At 64.8% G+C, this 571-nt stretch carries 1 protein-coding gene; it reads right to left on the bottom strand.

The genetic code is table 11. From position 1 onward, the window contains the following. Positions 1-128: 128 nt before the first annotated feature. Positions 129-571 (bottom strand): cytochrome c (locus AACY52_RS29580; protein ID WP_339561262.1); only part of this gene is annotated, 443 nt, incomplete at its 5' end.

The raw sequence follows: 571 nt of genomic DNA on the forward strand, positions 1-571 counted from the left end.
GCACATGCCGATGCCGCAGCCGAATTTGGTGCCGGTCAGGCCGATCTCGTCGCGGATCACCCACAAGAGCGGGGTGTCGTCCTCGATCGTGGTGGAAACGGGGCGACCGTTGATCGTGAAACTGGTCATCACTCCTGGCCCTTGCCCTGCGCGCGGATCGTCGCGACTTTCTGTTCGAGATCGGGCCATGCCGCCTTGGTCGTCCGCGTTGCGCGCAGATAGGCGGCGATGCGCGCGACATCGGCATTGGTGAACCCGGTGCCAAAGGCCGGCATCACCACGCCCGGCGCACCGTCCTTCGCGTCGATGCCGTAGAGGATGACGCGGATCAAATTGGTCGGATCGTCGAGATGCACGGTGCTGTTGAGCGCCAGATCGGGGCGCAACGGGTTGAGGCCCTTGCCGCCATTATAATGGCACGATGCGCAGGCAGCGGTGAACAGCCGTGTCCCCGCATCATACTGCAAACCGGTGCCGACGCGGTCGGTGGCGAGCGCCTTCTGGATGAGCGCGGCATCCTGACCGGCGCGCGCCGCCGAGCCGTTGAAGCTGGTGAAATAGGTGGCGATTG

The organism is Pseudomonas sp. EA_65y_Pfl1_P113 (genome assembly GCF_963970525.1).
GTDB lineage: Bacteria > Pseudomonadota > Gammaproteobacteria > Pseudomonadales > Pseudomonadaceae > Aquipseudomonas > Aquipseudomonas tritici.